The sequence below is a fragment of the Pseudoalteromonas distincta genome (assembly GCF_005877035.1).
Classification (GTDB): domain Bacteria; phylum Pseudomonadota; class Gammaproteobacteria; order Enterobacterales; family Alteromonadaceae; genus Pseudoalteromonas; species Pseudoalteromonas distincta.
The window spans coordinates 1,323,450-1,341,387 of record NZ_CP040558.1 but is presented as its reverse complement, the minus strand read 5'-3'; the positions used below and the strand labels follow the sequence as shown (position 1 = coordinate 1,341,387).

8 protein-coding genes are annotated in these 17,938 nt (G+C 40.5%); 2 read left to right on the top strand and 6 right to left on the bottom strand.

All coding sequences use genetic code 11. From position 1 onward, the window contains the following. Positions 1-234: 234 nt before the first annotated feature. Positions 235-3,420, top strand: a complete 3,186-nt coding sequence (locus tag FFU37_RS05915; RefSeq protein ID WP_024596124.1) for a TonB-dependent receptor — start codon at positions 235-237, stop codon at positions 3,418-3,420. Positions 3,421-3,491: 71 nt separating this feature from the next. Continuing rightward, complete coding sequence (locus FFU37_RS05910; protein ID WP_138488975.1) at positions 3,492-5,399, top strand: alpha/beta hydrolase family protein; 1,908 nt, start codon at positions 3,492-3,494, stop codon at positions 5,397-5,399. A 251-nt stretch (positions 5,400-5,650) separates the two neighbouring features. Here the strand turns inward: FFU37_RS05910 and FFU37_RS05905 are convergent, their stop codons facing one another. The 6 genes from FFU37_RS05905 to FFU37_RS05880 all read right to left on the bottom strand — a co-directional run bounded on the left by FFU37_RS05905 (position 5,651) and on the right by FFU37_RS05880 (position 17,756). Beyond that, the gene (locus FFU37_RS05905; RefSeq protein WP_138488974.1) at positions 5,651-8,065 is read right to left on the bottom strand and encodes a glycoside hydrolase family 15 protein; all 2,415 of its coding nucleotides are present in this window, start codon (positions 8,063-8,065) and stop codon (positions 5,651-5,653) included. Between the two features lie 9 nt (positions 8,066-8,074). Beyond that, positions 8,075-9,574: an MFS transporter gene (locus FFU37_RS05900; protein WP_138488973.1), complete on the bottom strand. Its 1,500-nt coding sequence runs from the start codon at positions 9,572-9,574 to the stop codon at positions 8,075-8,077. Next, positions 9,567-11,426: an alpha-amylase family glycosyl hydrolase gene (locus tag FFU37_RS05895; protein WP_138488972.1), complete on the bottom strand. Its 1,860-nt coding sequence runs from the start codon at positions 11,424-11,426 to the stop codon at positions 9,567-9,569. The genes FFU37_RS05900 and FFU37_RS05895 overlap by 8 nt, the downstream gene beginning before the upstream one ends. A gap of 89 nt (positions 11,427-11,515) precedes the next feature. Further along, positions 11,516-13,372, bottom strand: a complete 1,857-nt coding sequence (locus FFU37_RS05890; RefSeq protein WP_138488971.1) for a glycoside hydrolase family 13 protein — start codon at positions 13,370-13,372, stop codon at positions 11,516-11,518. Further along, complete coding sequence (locus tag FFU37_RS05885; RefSeq protein ID WP_138488970.1) at positions 13,372-14,865, bottom strand: tryptophan halogenase family protein; 1,494 nt, start codon at positions 14,863-14,865, stop codon at positions 13,372-13,374. Before FFU37_RS05885 ends, FFU37_RS05890 begins: the two co-directional genes overlap by 1 nt. A gap of 104 nt (positions 14,866-14,969) precedes the next feature. Beyond that, entirely contained in the window at positions 14,970-17,756 is a 2,787-nt protein-coding gene (locus FFU37_RS05880; RefSeq protein ID WP_138488969.1) for a TonB-dependent receptor, read from the bottom strand. Between the last annotated feature and the right edge of the window lie 182 nt (positions 17,757-17,938).

The following is a 17,938-nucleotide window of genomic DNA, read 5'->3' as shown; positions in this document are numbered from 1 at the left end:
ATTCGTTTACAAACAAAAAAACCATTTAAAAACAGTTAATTAAAAAATATTTAGCGAAAAAAATTACTTTTAAGACCCAAAAAAGGCTGTTTCAGCACCTTTTGCATAGTTACTCACCATTAACCGCATTTACTATTTAACTTCAACAATGTAAATTTATTGTGATGCTATGTTTCACTTTGTTTAATTTATGATTTATAGCCTAAATAACAATAATATCTCAGGGATTTACATATGTTTAAAACTAAAGCACTATCAAATGCAATAAGATATTCTTTATTGCTAGGATCTGTAGCCTTAGCGCCTAACGCGCTAGCCCAGGAAAATGACTTAAACTCAGACGTTGAACTAGAAGAAGAAGCGCCAGAGCGAATTGTTGTAACAGGTTCGCGTATAAGAAAAGCTGAATTTTCAAATGCATCGCCAATTCAAATTATCAACGGTGACTTATCTCGTGAAATGGGTTTATTTGATGCAGGTTCAATGCTCCAGTCAACCAGCCAAGCGGCTGGTGCTCAAATAGATAATACATTTGGTGGTTTTGTACTAGATAACGGTCCGGGCGCTGCAACAATCGGATTTCGTGGTTTAGGTGCTGAGCGTACTCTTGTACTTATCAACGGTCGAAGAATGGCTCCCGCAGGTGTAGGTGGTGCGCCAACTTCACCTGATTTGAACTTGATACCAGGTGTAATGATTGAGCGTGTAGAGAATTTATTTGATGGCGCATCAACCGTTTATGGTTCTGATGCGGTAGCGGGTGTAGCTAACGTAATATTAAAAAAAGATGTTGAAGGCTTTATTTTTGATGCATCTTACCGTCAACCTAAAGGTGAAGGCGGTGAAGAAACTGTACTTTCGGGTATGTGGGGCAAAACCATGGATAATGGTTTTATCACCGTTGGTGTTGAATATTCAGAACAGAAATCTCAATCTTTAGCTGGCAACCCTTTTGTTAAAGGGTGTGAAGAGCGTATTTGGGAAGCTGAAGATGGCAGTATCGTAACCCGAAACAGTGGCTATGGTCCTGTAGCAAGCGGTGAAGATTCATGTGACATTTTCCCTCTAACAAACCGTATTAGCGTACCATCTTTCTTTGGTAGTGTTTATTATACACCTGACTTTACAAACACTGGTATTCCAAACTTCAGTGAATCAACTGTACCATCAAGTCTTGAAGGGTTTTTACCTTCATGGGTAGCGGGCGATTTTGATGGCGATGGTATCAATGATGGTGTATTTGTAGATGGTAACGGCGATGGTTTCCGTGACGTTGATTTCCAAGACCCTCTATACGCTTTCCAACAATCTGATTATTACAAAAGTGGTGATTACAGAAGTAAAAATGAACGTATTTCACTAATGCTTAATGGTGAATATAACTTCCAAGATGATAACGATACAACTTTCTACTACGAAGGTTTATACGCTAGTCGTAAATCACCAATTTTTAGCCCAGGTGCACAGATATTCCAACAAGTAGCGGCATCAAACCCATATAACCCTTGTGGAACAAACGGTATTGACTGTTTTGGCGTGTTAGGTGTGGGCCCTGGTGGACCAGAAGCCGTTCAGCCAATCATCAATATTCGTGGTGACCGTGATCAAACTGAGGTTGAAGTTTCACAATATCGTTTAGTTACTGGTGTTACTGGTAATCTTGGTATGTTTGAAAACATCGGTTTAGACAATTGGTACTACGACGCGTCTGTATCGTACAGCGCATCAAAAGGTACTGACCACCGTGTTGGTATTGATGAAGAGCGCTTAATTAACTCATTAGAAACCGCTGTTCTTAATGATGATGGTACTGTTACCTGTGGTACCGGTTCTGATGGATGTGTTCCTGTTAATTTATTTGCAGATAGTATTTATCAAGAAGGTGGCGGTACGCTTTCACCTGAAGAAGCTGCTTACTTATTTATCGATCGCGATATCGAAACTAAAGTAAACCAGTTTGTTTTCAATGCATTCATGGGTGGTGATTTCTTCGCATTACCATGGAACAACGAAACTGTTGCAGGTATCGTTGGGGTTGAATATCGTCGTGATGAAATTGAATCAAATCCAAATGCTGCTGCATCTCAAGGCTTACTATGGGGCTATTTTGCTGACCAAGGCGCTGATGGCTCACGTAACTTAAAGGAAATATTCACAGAAGTTGAATTCCCTTTACTTAAAGGTGTTAAAGGCGCTGAAGAACTTACATTTACAGCTTCTGGCCGTGTTTCTGAAGAATCTTTCTACGATGCAGAATCAACTTATAGTCTTAAAACAATTTACCGTCCTGTTGAGTGGTTTACTCTACGTGCAACAAAAGGTACTTCGTACAGAGCACCTAACCTACGCGAGCGTTTCTTAAACGGTACGTCTGGTTTTAATACAGTTGCCGATCCATGTGTTGTTCCGGAAGATGCTCGTAATATCGACCCATTGAACCCAGGTTCAGCAGCTACATATAATGCAGCTGAAGAAACACGTGATACAGCTGTACTAAACGCTTGTCAAGCATCAGGTATTGATCCAACTACTCTTGGTTTAGGTCAAAATGGAACTGACTCATACACTGCTGCTTACAGCGCTGAGATTGAAACTGGCGGTACAACTGAGCTTAGTGCTGAAACATCAGTGGCTAAAACATATGGTTTTATCTTTGAACAACCGTTCACTGATGCATTTGATTTAACAATGTCATTAACTCGTTTTGATATTGAAGTAACGAATAGTATTGCAGAACCAAGCGCTGGTTACAGTATTGGTCAGTGTTATTCTGCTGATGGTAATGATGCTTTCTGTAGCCGTATCGGGCGTGATGAAAATGGTCAAATTGATTTAGTTGATGCTAGCTTTATCAATATTGGTTTAATCTCATCTAAAGGTTTTGATTACAATATCTACTTTGAAACAGATACAGTAATCGCAGAAGAAAACCTAGGTATTACACTAGATCTTCAAGCTACTCGCATGACAGAACAAGTTTTTGACGTGCTTGGTACTATTGATGACAATATGGGCGAACCAGATTCTCCAGAATGGCGTGGTACCGCTCGCTTGCAACTTAAATACTCTGATTTTAGATTTAACTGGGAAACGCGTTTCATCGGTAAAGGTCGTGAAGATGAGGATGATTTAGGAGAATTTGAAGAAGGCACTGCAGGTTGTCGTGGTTTAACTGACGCTAACGGTGAAGCACTTAAATGTCGCCCAGTTGGTTTCACCGATGACTACTTTGTACATAACATCGGTATGACTTGGTCTAACGATGCTTATAAAGTGAACTTTGGTGTTCGTAACGTGTTTAATGAAGCTCCTCCTAAAGTAGATCCAAGTGGTTCTTTTTCAAACACTAATATCCCTCTAGGTGTTGGTTATGACACTTCAGGTCGTAGCCCATACATCAGTTTTACAGCTTCTTTTTAATTAGAATTGGCTGAGTAAATATTCAATCCAGATGGCCTAAAATTTAGGCCATTTTTTTTGAGGGAATAAAAATGAAATTTAAAAAAAGAATATTAGTAGGATTAACCCTACTAGGCCTATCTTCTTTTGCTAATAGCGAAACTGAAGATGCGGCACAAGTAAGCAGTATTGATGCTTTCTCAATGTCATCTGCTATACGCAGTGTTGTAGCATCACCTGATGGTGAGAAGCTTGCTATTTTAAGAGCGACTACTAAAAATGGTGACTATATAATTGAGATAAGAGATCCAAATAACCTAGATGCAGAGCCTGTAAGATTAGGCGCTGATAAAATGCTGATATCTTCAATCGTATGGTTAAACGATGAAAAACTTGGCGTTATGTTTAGGCAAATATTAGAAGATGGAAGTCGCAAATACTGGGTTAATAAGTTTGCAATAACCGATGCAGATGGTAAAGGCGACTGGCTATTACCATTTAAGAAGAAACGAAATGTTCAATTTAATATAATAAATATACTTCCTGACAAAAAAGATGAAGTATTAGTAGAGGTTGATATTAATAATAACTACATTCCAGATGTAGTGCGCTTTAATATTAATACTGGACGAAGCGTTACTGTAATGCGCGGAAATGAAAAAGTATCAGGCTCATTCGTTTCTGACTACGACGGTGAAATAAGAATAGCCCAAGGTTGGAATAAGTCTGATAACGCAATCGATTATTATGCCCGAGATAAAGGTAATGATGATTGGAAAGTAATTAAGCAAGTTAGTCCTAAAAAGCGTGAAAACTTTGAGATTTTAGGGTTTGCGAAAGGTAACCCTAACGAAGTTTATGTTAATGCCAACTTAGGCGAAAATACGACTGGCATTTATATTTATAATATTAAAACAGGTCAGTATTCTGAACGTCAATTTGGTCTTAAGTCTGTAGATACCGATGGTGTTATACTTGATACCGACGGCACCTTACAAGGCTTTCGCTATACAACTAAGCAACCTAAGTTTTATTTCACAGATCCTAACCTACAAGCACTTAACGAATCTGTTGCGTCTTTATTTAAAGGTAAATTTGTACAAATCATCAGTAGCTCTGATAACGATAATGTATTAGTAGTGAGAGTATCTGCTGACGATAACCCTGGCAGCTATTACATTGTTACTAATAAACAGAAGTTAACTAAGATTGGTGATCGCCTTCCGTTTATTGATAAAAGTAAATTAGGAACCGTTAAATATATCTCTTATAAAGCAAGAGATGGACGTAAAATAAAAGCATACGTAACTATTCCTGCAACTAAAGGTCCTTACCCCGCAATAGTACTCCCTCACGGTGGTCCTTGGGTTCGTGACTCTGTTGTATTTGATGACTGGGCACAGTTACTAGCCTATCATGGTTACGTAGTTATTCAACCAAACTACCGAGGTTCTACAGGTTACGGTTTGGAGCATTGGATAGCCGGTGATAATAACTGGGGCTTGAAAAAACAAGATGATTTAGACGACGCCGCACAATATTTAATAGATAAAGGTTTAGCAACAAAAGATAAGCTTGCTTTATTTGGTTGGAGTTATGGTGGTTATGCTGCATTTGCTGCATCTATGCGTGAAAACAACATATATAAATGTGTTGTTGCCGGTGCGGGTGTAAGTGATTTGAGTCGTATCAATGCAACTCTTAACGAAAATCGCTTTTTAAGTATCTTACAACGCCCTACTATTTCTGGTGTCTCTCCTGTAGAGCAAGTAAATAAAGTAAATATTCCTATACTGGTTGTACATGGCGATATCGACAGTCGTGTTCCAGTAAAACACAGTAGAGACTTTGTATCTGAGCTTGAAAAGTACAAAAAAGACTTTAAATATATTGAGCTAGAAGATGCTGATCACTTTTCTGATACGCTTTTCTACGATCATAAAAAAGAGTTTTATACAGAGTTGTTATCTTGGTTTGATAATAAATGTGGCCTCAAATAATGTAATAAAAGGGTGGCATTCATTTCATATGAAGAGCACCCTTTATACCAAATCGCCTAATTAGGTGATCTATTTTGAGGTAAGAAAATCGTACTGATAACAAGATAAAAATTTCGTTATCTTGTTATTACCAACAAATAATTAAGTATTACTTCTTATTCATATTAGTTTAAATACAGAATTACTGAATAGTAAAAAGGCTTCTAAATTTATTTAGAAGCCTTTTTTTAATAACTGCAACATGCTTTATATTAGTCTTTAAGCGACTCGGCTACCACAGGGTAATAATCCCAAACTTGTTTATCACTGAGTGAGCGTACAAGCTTAATGTATTCTGCATGAGTCCATGCCAGTGGTGTTGCTGAGTTTGTGCCCTCGCCTAGTTCATAACCAGCTTTATTTACACCTACACCATCCCATACTTGCTCTGGTAGCATTAGCCCTTTATTGGCAAATTGCTCCAAACCTTTAACATAACTATTTTTAATGTGCGCTTGTTTAGCATCATCAAAGGCGTTGTTTGCGTTAGCTGCAGCTATTTCATAGTGACCACGCTCACCAGTGAAAAATGGCCATACACGACCACGTTGGCCTGGTGTATTACTGCCACCCTCTGCGTAATTAGTGCCTGTTACTTCATCTTCGCCGTAGCCATCATTACCGTAGCGACGGTAGCCTGCAAATGTGCCGCTGCCATCGTCAAAGCTAAAGCTGTATTTAACTTGTAGGTTATCTTCAAGCGTTTCATCATCGTACTCAGGCAGAGTTTTAACAATGCTTTCATCATTTGCACCGCGTACGCCATAGCGTACTAGTTCTAAAAAGCCGCCATCTAAAATTTGCTTTTTATTAAACCCTTCGCGGCCATTATTAGCGTTAATTTTAGTGTCTGAGTTTGCATCGGTATCTTGGCCTATACGGATAAAGTATTCACCATCACTATTCGCGCCTTTTAAGTTACCTTTAGTGGTGAACATTTGCGATTCAATATCGTTGTTATACTTTTTAGCCGTAGCTAGGTAGCGCTTTGCGTTTGTATCATCGCCACTTAGTGTTGCAATATCACTGGCTGTAATAAGGCCAGCGACTATTGCCGCAGTTGTAGATGGCGAATAACCACTTTGCTCTTCCCAACGTTCTTGTTGGGTTGCTGGTGGTGTAATTTGTGTGTCGTTCCACAAAATTTTAGCAAGGCCGCCATCAACTAAAAAATCAGCCGCTGGTTTTAACATTTTGCCGTACCAGCTTTTTAGTTCATCATCGCTAAGTACATTGGCTTTATGTAACTTCCAGGCAAGCATGATAGGCATAGCTGTTTGGTCAAGCTGTACGCCGACCCATTCAAGCTCACCATCTACGTGCGTTTTTTGCAAAAACCAGCCTGTATCGCCGTTATTTCCCGGTGTTTTGCTGTTTACTTGTACTTTTTCAAGGTATTCGAAAGCTGTTTTTGCTGTGGCAGTATCACCCAGTGCCATAAAGGCCATGGCTACTTGATAAAAGTCGCGCACCCATACCGCTTTATAACCGGTTGAGCCTTCTTTAGCAGATACGGTTTCGCCCCATGGGTTAGATAAAGAAGCAATTAATGCCCCTGCGTGTGTTTTATCTTCTTGTGCTTTTAGAACCATGGCGCTTGTGTATAAAAGCTTACCGTTATCGGCTGTTTGTTCAATCATTTTATTGAGCGGCTTGAGACTTTGTAGGTAATCTTGCCAGCCTAGCGCTTCACCCTTACCGTTATAGTGATCAAGCACCGCTTGATAGCCTTTTGCTAAGCTTTTTTCGCCTTGCTGTATACTTTGCTGCTGCGTTTTACCAAAGCTAAGTGCTAAATCGAAGGTGGTGTTAGCACTTATTTCACCAAGCTCTGCCAACATGCTTACGTTACCTGCAGCTTCGCCAGTATTTGTATAATGAGTGTTTAGCGCTTGAGTTGTTTTAAGTGCGTTAATACCGTCACTTTTTCCTGTAAACCCTACCGTTTTTGCTTTAAATGGTGATGTAGATTGAAGCGATAAATAGTTATCTTCTTCCCATGCCACAAGCCCTTGCTCAGTCGTTTTAGCAAAGTCACCTAACCCGTTGTTGTTTATGTAAGGGTTTACAGCAACATAGGCTTTTAACCCTTCAAGCTCAGTGTTAAATACACTGCGTACAAATAATGTTTGCCCATCTGGGTCAGTAAAAATGTGTTTTTCTAGGCTAAAGCGCCCTTGTTTATCAGTGCTAGTTACTTTATAAGCCAGCGATAACGGGCGACCTTGTGCATCTTTATGTAAGTAATCAATGGTGACATCTAAATCATCAGCTTCACTAACGGTAAAGTCTTTACCTGTTACTATAAATTGCATGTCTTTTATTTGAGCTTGGTGAATAAGCCCAAACATGGTTTCGGTGATCATACCTTTAGCGATTGAAAACCATACTTTTGATACATCCCCCGTGGCAGCTGCATCAGTGTATTGGCCGTTTTGGTATTGCTCGTACGATGTACCAATACCTGTTTTACCCGCATAAGCCCAAAATGGTTCAGCACCTGGGGCGCCTGGTGCCGATTTAATCTGTGCGCCGGTACTTTCATTGGTTGTGCTTGTGTTTTGAGCGCCACAAGCAGTTAAACCTAACGTTAAAAGTGAGGCGGTTATAAGGTTATATTTTTTCATTGTGTGTCCTTAATGTGAATTTTTAACGCGCATTACCGCAACGGCAGCGACAACGAACGAGGCTGCACCAATTAACAATGCGTAAATAGGCTGATTAGAAAATACGTGGCGTAAAATGAGCCCTAAAATGCTGGCGGCAAGTAACTGAGGTATAACTATAAAAAAATTAAAAATACCCATGTAAACGCCCATTTTATTACTTGGCAGTGCGTTACTTAGCATGGCGTAAGGCAGCGATAAAATAGACGCCCACGCAAACCCCACCCCAATCATAGGAATAAGTAACATTTTAGGGTCTTGAATAAACATAAAGCTTGCAAGACCTAACGCGCCCAGCAATAAATTAAAACAATGCGCGCCTTTTAACCCCATTTTTTTAACTAAAAACGGAATACACATAGCGGCAATAGCTGCAAAGCCATTGTAGGCGGCAAATAAAATACCCACCCAGTCTGCACCATCGTTAAATGCTTTAGAGGTTGCATCGCTACTACCATAATGAAAGCTTGTTACTGCTGCGGTGGTATAAATCCACATGGCAAATAAAGTAAACCAGCTAAAAAACTGCACCCATGCAAGCTGCTTCATGGCTTCTGGCATTGTAAATACATCTTGTACTACTTGGTAAAAACCACCTTGAGTTTTGTTAGCATTTTTAAGCGCTGCTGCAATCCACTGCACAATACCAAACGCTAATAAACCACCAGCAAGTAGGTATAACTCTTTTTCAAGGGATAAGCCCATTACTAATGCAAGGGTTGCTAAACCTAACACCACAAAAATAATGGCGCCTTTATTAAAATTAATATCAACCAGCTTGCTGGTAGTTGGTTGAGCGCTTTGCTTTTCAAAAGCCGCTAATTGCTCTGGGCTGTACTCTTTTGTACGTGTAACGGTCCAAAGCACAGCAACAAGTAGCACCACCCCACCCCAATAAAATGAGTATTTAACAGACTCTGGAATTTGCCCAGGCGCTGCAGTATTACTTACATCAAACCAGTTGGTCATCATCCATGGTAATGCTGAGGCTAGTACCGCACCAATACCAATAAAAAAGCTTTGTAACCCGTAACCTGTAGCGCGTTGTTTTTCTGGCAAGTTATCGCCAACAAGTGCTCTGAAAGGTTCCATGGTTACGTTGATTGACGCATCCATAATCCATAACATACCAGCGGCAATCCAAAGCGTTGGTGAATGCGGCATAATAAATAGTGAAAGCGTTGTTAATACTGCGCCTATAAAAAAGAACGGGCGACGACGACCAAAGCGCCCCCACGTTTTATCGCTCCAGTAACCAATAATAGGCTGTACGATTAAGCCAGTAAGCGGGGCTGCAACCCATAGAATGGGAATATCATCAACTTGTGCGCCTAATGTTTGAAATATTCGGCTCACGTTACCGTTTTGCAGGGCAAAACCAAACTGTATGCCTAAAAAGCCAAAGCACATGTTCCATATTTGCCAAAAACTTAAATTTGGCTTATCGGTATTATTATTTTGATTATTCATTGCTAGCCTTATTTGTTAATACTGCGCTGCTAAATGCATCAAGTGTGAGTGTGAAGCTTGAGCCTTGAGACCCTGATGTGATCTCGGTGCTGTGCTGCTCAAGTAAGTCATGTAATTGAGTGTGCTCGCTAAGTACCGCTAATTGCTCTTTTGATAAATTAACCGTAATTGTTTGAGGTTGTTCACTAAAGTTACTTAATACGTACAGCGTTTGTTGGCCAAGTTTGCGCGTAAAACCTACAACTCGCTCACTTCCTGTAACGCTAAGCTCAGTCATTTCACCGCCTACCACAGCAGGTAAACTATTTAGTGACATAACCGCTTTGTAGTAATCACGAAGTGCTACTTGCTCTTGTGTTAAATTAGCACCGTCAAACTTGCCATTATTCATCCATGCTTGGTGCGCTGGCACGCCAATGTAGTCAAAAATACTGGTACGTGTTGCTGTGCCAAATCCTGCGTTTTCAGAGCCATCTTCTCCCACATCTTGAGCAAAATATAAAAGTGTTGGCGCGCGGCTAATTAAATTAGAAACAACTAAAGCAGGTTTACCCCACTGGGCATTACCCGCAAAGTCTGGGCTTGCGATGCGTTGCTCGTCGTGATTTTCTAAAAAGTGCAGCATGTGTTGCTCTATATCAAGCACACTTTGATGCGCATCAAAAATACTATTGGCAGGTTGTTTAAGTTGCATTATCGCTTTTAAGGTATCGTAAAAGCCGACTTTATCGTAAAGGTAATCCATTTTACCTTGCTGAATATAGGCACGGTACATTAACGGGTTATATACTTCGGCCAATAAAAACGCATCGCTTTTTTGCATTTTTATTGACGAATTTAAAAAGCTCCAAAATTCAACCGGGACCATTTCGGCCATGTCGTATCTAAAGCCATCAACGCCTTTGTCTAGCCAAAAAAGCGCAATGTCTCTAAATTTGTACCAGCTATCTGGTAGCTCTTTATCTTGCCAAAATGCATAATGAGCACGGTAATCTTTGTCTTTGTAATCGTTTGGCAGCTGAGCAAAATCGTAGCTACCATCAGGCTTTACGCCATAATTTACTTTTACTGTTTCGTACCAATCGTTAATATCGGGTTTTGGTGCACGGGCACCGTTACCTGTCCATTTAGCAGGTGTTTCATCAAAAAAACCATCCGCAAGTGGGTGAGCCTTTCCACCTAATACGGTATAAGTTGTAGAGGTAGGCACTTGAAATGACTGCCCAGGCACATAATAAAAGTTGTTATTTTTATCGTACGTTTTACTGGTGTCGTCTTGCGCGCCGAAATCCTCTACGCCTTTAGGCTTTCCAAGTGATTGATAATTACGGGCAACATGGTTAGGCACTATATCAATAATGACTTTCATATCGTGGCTATGTGTACGCTCAATAAGCTGGCTAAACTCCCCCATGCGGTTTGTTACATTAACGGCTAAATCGGGGTTAACATCGTAGTAATCTTTAATTGCGTACGGTGACCCTGCGCGGCCTTTTACTACATCGGGGTCATCTTGTGAAATGCCGTAGTCGGTATAATCACCCACTAACGCGTGGTGTAATACACCGGTATACCAAACGTGCGTGGTACCTAGCTCTTTAATGCCTTTGAGGGCTGCATCGTTAAAGTCGGCAAATTTACCTACGCCGTTTTGCTCTTTTGTGCCCCATGGCACATTGGCTGTTTCGGTATTACCAAACAAACGGGTAAATACTTGATATACAACCGGCTTGGTAAGCTCATTTTGCGTGTGGGCAGGTGCTTGCTGTTGTTCAGGTTTGTTATTTTCTGAACACCCTGTAGCAATAAGTGCACTACACAGTACTGCGGGTACATAAACTGATTTTTTCATTGTGTGTCTTTTTTGTCAGTATTGTTATTAACTTTATACTAAAGATTACTGCAGCAACCATACAGTTGCTGCATACGTATTCAGGTAAACTATTGAGAGGTATTTATAATTAATACCGTTGCACTCATTGCCGGTAAAGCAACTGTATTACCCAACACCTGTGTTTTGTGGGTGAATAAGTTAAGTGCTTTGGTATTTTTTGGTATTACTTCCTGCATATACTCAATATTCTTAGTTAGCTCTTTTGTGTTTTTATTCATAAATACCAACACAGTTTGCTCGTCGCTAACACGCGCGTAACTATACACGCCTTGTTGAGGCGTAAAATGTACAAGCTTTCCTTTATCTAATGCTGAGCTGTTTTTTCTAAAGTTAAGCAGCGTACTGATGGTGTTATGCATCTCTTTTTGCTGTTTTGTTAAGCCCTCTTTGGTAAAGGCATTACGAGTTTGCCCTTCAAATCCACCCGGGAAGTCGATTCTAATATCACCATGGTCTTTACTTGGGGTGTTATCTAATAGTACTTCGGTGCCGTAATACATTTGCGGTATGCCACGTGTGGTTAAAAACAAGGTCATCGCCATTTTTGTTTTGGCTACATCTTGGCCAAGCTCGGTGTATACACGGCTCATATCGTGGTTATCGGCAAATACCATAATGTTATTTGTATCAGGGTATAAAAAGTCATTAGCTAACGATTCATATACTTTAACCCAACCCGTGTTCCAGCTTTCATCTTCATTTAGCGCTTGAATTACCGACTCTTGCAACGAAAAGTCCATCACGCTTGGTAAGCTTGATGTATAGCCATCTTGGTTATGCTTTCCACGTTGCCAATAAGAGGCAATAGCAGGGTTAGACGTCCACTCTTCTCCAACAATATTAAAGTCTGGGTACTCTTGCATTATGGCTTTTGTCCAATCACTCAAAAATGCTTTATCTGAGTAAGAGTAGGTATCAACACGTATGCCGCTTAAATCGGCGTATTCTATCCACCAAATTGCATTTTGAATTAAGTATTCACTTAACAGTGGTTGGCGCTGATTTAAATCAGGCATGGTTTCTACAAACCAGCCATCGTTAAACTGGCGCTTGTCGTATTCACTAGCGTGTGGGTCTTGTATGGTTTGGCGCGCATGGCTGGTGGCATTTTTGCCTTTATTAAACTCACCATTAAAGTTAATCCAATCTTTAGTTGGCTTATCGTTAACCCAAGTATGCTCAGAGCCAAAATGGTTAAGGACCATATCCATTACCAGCCCTATACCCTGCTCTTTGGCTTTTACCGAGAGCGTTTTGTATAACTGGTTTGAGCCCATTCGTGGGTCAACCTTATAAAAGTCTGTAATTGCATAACCATGATAAGAATAATTAGGCATGTTGTTTTCAAGCACTGGGGTTAACCAAAGCTGTGTTACGCCTAAGTCGTTTAAATAGGGTAGCGCGTTTATAACGCCTTGAATATCACCACCGTGGCGCCCACCTTTTATACTCGGGTTTGCCGCTTCTAACATGCTTGGGACGGTATCGTTTTGTTTATCACCATTAGCAAAGCGATCAGGGTTAATCAAATAAAGCGTATCAGCTGATGTAAACCCTTGACGCTGAGCGCTGTTTTTATCTCGTTTAAGCAGTGGAAACTCAAAGTTATTGCTCGTTTCGCTGCTATTAAATTCAAGCGTTCCGGCTTTAGCGGCGTCGGTAATGGTAATATTTAAAAATACATAATTTGGATTATCGGTACGGGTTACTTTATTTAACTTAACGCCGTTGTATTTAGCTAATTTAATTTGCTCGTTTGCAATGTTTTGCTCATGAACCATGATGGTAATCGTGTTTTTGTTCATGCCAACCCACCAATTAGCAGGCTCAACGTCAATTGCGTAGCTAATGGTTGGTAAAGTACAGGCACTTACAAGTAAAAGTTTTTTTAAAAGTTGCATCATCAGGCCTTTTTAATTTTTGCTAAAAAATCTTTATGAGTGGGTAATTGATCTACCGTTGAGGTAATAAGCGTTTTTAGTGTTGAGAATAAATCGTTTAGTTGTTCACTACTGAGTGAGTCAACAATGCTGTTGTAATCTTCGGGGATAAGTCCTTGGCCAATAAACACCTGTTGCCAGGCAACTTCGGCAAATAATTCGTCGTTTTCGCGCACTACTTTGCCGGTTTGCTTAAATAATTTGAGCTTATGGGCCAATGAGTCAGGAATGTCCATTTGCTTGCATTGTCGCCAAAAAGCAGAATCTTCTCGCTCAGTTAGCTTATAATGCAAAATTATAAAATCACGAATGTGCTCTATTTCAGTTACGCTTTGCTTATTAAATTCAGTAACTAAAGCTTCGCTTATGCCATTGTGTGGAAACAGCTTTATTAAACGGGTTACGGCACTTTGTATTAAATGAATACTGGTAGACTCTAGCGGCTCTAAAAAGCCACTGGCAAGGCCAACCGAGACCACGTTTCTATGCCACTGTTTTAACCGCCGTCCTGTTTTAAATTTAATCACCCGCGGTTCAGTCATTGGCTCAGCGGGTAAATTATTTAATAATAACTGCGTTGCCGCATCGTCAGATAAATAACGACTACAGTACACCAAGCCATTACCTATTCGGCTTTGCAGCGGTATTTGCCACTGCCAGCCTGCGCTGTGTGCAATTGAACGCGTATAAGGTTTTAGCTCACTTGTCCCTTGAGTCTGCACCGCCACGGCGCTATCGCACGGTAAATAATGAGACCAATCGACAAAACCGGTGTTAAGGGTTTGCTCTATGAGTAAGGCGCGCTGGCCTGTCGCGTCTATAAAAAGGTCGCCATTTATCTGTTGTGTGTTACCAAGGGTTAATGATTTTATATTCCCTGATAGAGGGCATTGTTCAGCCTGCTCTATTTTGGCATCAATATGCTCCACACCGCGTGATGTTGCGAGCTTTTTTAAAAACTCAGCGTATAAAGATGCGTCAAAGTGGTACGCATAACTTAAGCCAGGTAATTGCGTATTAGGAATGGTATTTAATGGTGCAAACTTATGCTGTTTAGCTGCTTGGTAATTTAACGAAAAATCCCATAGGCTGTCTTCACAACCTGTAATTTTTCCTTTTATCCAAAAATTGTAAAAATCGCAAAAGGGGAAGTCTTTTCCAAATGAGCCAAAAGAATGCATGTAGCTATGAGAGGGGGTTTTCCAATTTTCGAACTCAATTCCTAGTTTTATAGATGCATTAGTAGCGTTTATAAAATCTTGCTCGTTTATACCCAGCGCGTTATTGAGCTGAATAATAGGTGGAATTGTTGCTTCACCCACGCCTATAGTGCCAATAGTACTTGACTCAATAAGGGTTACTTTAATTACTTTACCTAACACTTTATTAAGCAAGGCGGCTGTTATCCACCCTGCCGTGCCCCCGCCTGCGATTACGACGTGTTTTATTGGTTTCATATTATTGTCCACGTTTACAGTTTAAAGCTTTGTTAAGTTTGATAAAGTAGCTATAAAAAAGCCCTTGTAAAACAAATTACAAGGGCTCCTACACACAACCTTTATTATAGCTTGTAGCTAAAGCCTAACAAGTAAGTACGACCGTAATCTTGGTAGTCACGAACTTGTAGCGCGTTATCGCCAGAAAGCGATGTAAACGGCTCTTCTGTTAAGTTTTGAACTTGGAACTGAATTGATAACCCTTCAAGGCTTTCAACACCGGCCTCACTAAAGTCGTAGCCCGCTTGAATGTCCCAAATTGTTTCGCCTAGGATATCCACTTGCTCGGTATCAAAACCTAGCCCGTATACATCACCTTTAAAGGCACTACGTTTACGCATGCTGGTACGTAGCTGAATACCATTCATTTCGTAGTAAACCGTTAAGCTTTGAATTTTGTCAGACAGACCCGGTAGCTCGTATTCATTGCCGTTTTGATCTTGAATGTCTGATTCAATACCGGTATGGCTTGCAATTAAACCAAAGCCTTCAAGTGATGGGTGGAAAATTTTAAATGGCAATGCTAGAGATAGCTCGTAACCGTATAGGTCGCCGCCACCGCCATTTACTTTACCACTACCAGTACCTTCAGATGTAGCTGGGATTTCACCCGTTGAAGGGTCAGCAACGCCCGACATATCAAGTTCGTATGTGCCGTCAAAAATCCACTGGGTTAAGTCTTTATAGAAAAACGCAGCAGAGAAGTAACCTTCATCGCTAAAGTAGTTTTCGTACGTTAAATCGTAACCAGTTGCTTCTTTAGGCTCTAGGTTAGGGTTACCACCCGATACAGACCAAAAGTTACCATTTTCATCAGGCGTTGTGTTGTATGATGCATCAATAGATGAGTTCATTTCATCCAAACGGGCGCGTGAGATTGTTTTAGCTGCACCAAAACGCACTGTTTGCTGCTCATCAATCGCAAGTGATAAGTTCAAACTTGGTAAAACGTGTGAATAATCATGGCTGATATTGGTAGGTGATGCCACAACAATACCATCTACTGTACTAAATGCATTACCTTGCGATGACTGATCAGTGTGAACGTAACGTACACCGATATTACCCGTTAACGCTAAGCCGCTTACTTCTGCATTAATATTAGCTTGTGCAAACGCTGAGGTAATTTCCTCTTTTACGGTCCACGATTTAGTTAAATGACTCGTATTTGTTAAGCTTTCATCAAGTAAGTCGTAGTAGCCGTCATTAACAAGACCATTTACATCGTAGGCAATCATATCGCCCATGCCAATAAAGTCTAAATCAACGCTGCCCATTCGATATTGCTCTGGCACAGTTAGCATGCCAGGGTTATCAAGCGAAAAACCAGATAACGTCATAAAGAAGCCTTGCGAATCTTTTGTTTTTTCGCGCTCTTTATAAGACATACCAAATTCAATTGAGCTGAAGTATTCGTTTTCTAATACTTTCGATGCCGCTAGTTTTAACGTAGATAACTCATCTTCAATTGTAGGTGCATTAATGAAACCATCTTGCGCTTGGTTTTCATACTCGGTGCCGGTTAAGCCATATTTATCATTTAAAGCAGAGCTTGCACCCCATGATAAAGGACCACCTAATTGCATTAAGCTGTAATCGCTGTAATCTAAATCGTGAGTAAACGTAGCGCCTGTATTACCACCGTTAAATGTGTAACCTAGGTTATCTGCAACACCGCGAGCATCGCCTCGGCCTGTTCCAGAGTAACTCTCAAGGCTCCAAATTTTACGGTCTACTTGAGAGTAACTTGCGTCAAACTCTACTGACCACGAGTCATCAATATCGTATTTAGTATTAAAACCAAATGCGGTTAGTTCTGCTTCACGCTCTTCATAATCGTTACGAACAACCACACGTTGGCCATTTGTTACCGCACTGGTAATAAAGCCACTTGCGTCATCTACAGCTACGCTTGCAGGGTCAATCGAACCTTGACCCCATGCGAATGGGATTTCGATACCACGTAAGATTTTTTCATCTGTAAAATCAACATATAACGCATCAAACGTCATGTTTAATTTGTCTGTAGGAGCGGCCTCTAGTACGAGCATTGCTGAGTCACGTTCAAGGGTTGATGAACGTACAAATGGTTTTGCACCCCCTAATATAGAGTACGTTTGACCATCATCAGCAGTAAATTCAGGGTAACCCCAAGAGTTCCAACGTTTTTCTTGATTTGGAGAGCTCATGGTATTTAGTGCAAACGCAACACCTATGGTGTCATCTGCAAATTGATCAATGTATGAAATAGTACCGCGGTAACCATCGTCGTTACCGTCTGGGTTTAGTTTATCAAAGCTAGTTTGCTCGTACTGGCCATTAACTTGAAATACACGCTCGCCTTTGCTTAAAGGACGTACTGTTTGCATGTTAATAACACCGGCAATACCTTCTGCTTCAATACTTGCATTAGGTGTTTTATATACGGTAACGCCGCTCATAATTTCTGATGGGTAAAGGTCAAACTCTACGCCACGGTTATCACTAATAGATACTTGCTCGCGGCCATTAAATGTGGTGCCACTTTCGTTTTCACCAAAACCACGAATTGATACTCTACTTGCGCGACCATCTAGGCGCTGCGCCGTTAAACCTGGTAAGCGTGCAATAGACTCAGCAATAGATGAATCAGGTAGCTTACCTATATCTTCTGCTGAAATTGACTCAACGACTTGAGTAGAAAAGCGTTTTGTGTTGATAGATTCAACAACACTGCCACGAAAGCCTTTTACTTCAATAACTTCAACGTCATCATTTTTGACTGTATCTTCTTGTGCTGCTACAGAGGCAAAGCTTGCTAATCCTGCAGTAGCCATTGCCAACGTTAATATACTTGGTTTGAACATAGACATGATGTTTTCCCGTTACCCATATTGTGATACTCGCTTCTTTATTTGAGTGATAGTCAAACAGGCGAGCTAATTTTGTTGTCAGGATGGATATTAACGCCAGCTTTATTTTATTAACAACTTTATGCATACGTATTCAACAGTTATAGCACGACTTCACATTATTACAAACCTTGCCAAACAAA

Coding starts and splice junctions, on each gene's coding strand:
- FFU37_RS05885 (WP_138488970.1), bottom strand. CDS start 14,865: ATGAAACCAATAAAACACGTCGTAATCGCAGGCGGGGGCACGGCAGGG.
- FFU37_RS05905 (WP_138488974.1), bottom strand. CDS start 8,065: ATGAAAAAATATAACCTTATAACCGCCTCACTTTTAACGTTAGGTTTA.
- FFU37_RS05895 (WP_138488972.1), bottom strand. CDS start 11,426: ATGAAAAAATCAGTTTATGTACCCGCAGTACTGTGTAGTGCACTTATT.
- FFU37_RS05910 (WP_138488975.1), top strand. CDS start 3,492: ATGAAATTTAAAAAAAGAATATTAGTAGGATTAACCCTACTAGGCCTA.
- FFU37_RS05880 (WP_138488969.1), bottom strand. CDS start 17,756: ATGTCTATGTTCAAACCAAGTATATTAACGTTGGCAATGGCTACTGCA.
- FFU37_RS05915 (WP_024596124.1), top strand. CDS start 235: ATGTTTAAAACTAAAGCACTATCAAATGCAATAAGATATTCTTTATTG.
- FFU37_RS05890 (WP_138488971.1), bottom strand. CDS start 13,372: ATGATGCAACTTTTAAAAAAACTTTTACTTGTAAGTGCCTGTACTTTA.
- FFU37_RS05900 (WP_138488973.1), bottom strand. CDS start 9,574: ATGAATAATCAAAATAATAATACCGATAAGCCAAATTTAAGTTTTTGG.